Source organism: Patulibacter minatonensis DSM 18081 (genome assembly GCF_000519325.1).
Classification (GTDB): domain Bacteria; phylum Actinomycetota; class Thermoleophilia; order Solirubrobacterales; family Solirubrobacteraceae; genus Patulibacter; species Patulibacter minatonensis.
The window spans coordinates 2,879,976-2,880,883 of sequence record NZ_KI912613.1 but is presented as its reverse complement, the minus strand read 5'-3'; the positions used below and the strand labels follow the sequence as shown (position 1 = coordinate 2,880,883).

Genomic DNA, 908 nt, shown 5'->3' with positions numbered 1-908 from the left:
ACGGCCACCGGCGCGACCGCCGCCGGGCAGCCCGCCGCCCACGCCGCCCGGGCCACCGGGGCCGCCACCGTCACCGGACGGCGGTGCGTTCCCGGCGCCGGCGGGCGGCGCCCCGGTCGTGCCGGTCGGGGGCGCACCTCCTGGACCGCCGGCTCCGCCGCGCCCGGTCGGCAGCGTCACGCCCTGCTGCTTCAGGCACGCCTGCAGCTTCGCGCGCTCCTCGGGGGTCTGCGCGCCGAACCCGCCGCGGCCCCCGTCGCGGCCGTAGCCGCCCTGCTGAGCGGCGCCGGTGGCCGCCGCGGTGGTCGACGAGCCGCCCGAGTCGCCGCAAGCCGTGAGGCCGACGGCGCTGCCGACGACGAGCGCGAGGACGGCGGCCCGCAACGCGCGGGCGCCTCTGGTGCTGGTGGTGATGATCATGGTCCCTCTCGGTGGTGTGGTGCGTGGGTCGTGGCGGAGCGGTGCGATCAGCCGCCGCCGAAGAGCTGGTCGACGGCGCCGGAGGAGCCGCCCGACGAGGAACGGCCGGACGCTCCGGATCCCGCACCGCCCGCGGCGGCGCCGGCCGCCCCGGCCCGCGAGCCGAACCCGCCCCCGCCGAGCGACAGCCCGTTGGCAGCCGCCTGCACGGTGGTCGCGCTCACGCCGCCGTCGTCCTTCGCGGTGCCCTGCACCACGATCGTGTCGCCGGGGTGCACGCCGCCCGCGCTGCTCTTCGACAGCCGCGAGACGGTCGCCTGGCTCCCGACGGTCACCTCGACCGTCGTGCCGTCCGCGGTGGTCACGTAGAGCCGTGAGCCCTTGACGTTGGCGACGGTCCCGACGGTCGCCCCGCCCGACGCGGCGTCGCCCCCGTCCGCGGTACCGCCGGCGCCCCGGGTCGCGCCCGGTGCGCCGCCGGCCCCCGC

2 pseudogenes are annotated in these 908 nt (G+C 79.8%); both read right to left on the bottom strand.

Annotated features, from left to right (window positions below):
* Positions 1-420, bottom strand: a pseudogene (locus PATMI_RS37500) (hypothetical protein); the annotation flags it as partial.
* Positions 421-467: 47 nt separating this feature from the next.
* Positions 468-908: pseudogene (locus PATMI_RS34600) on the bottom strand (hypothetical protein); the annotation flags it as partial.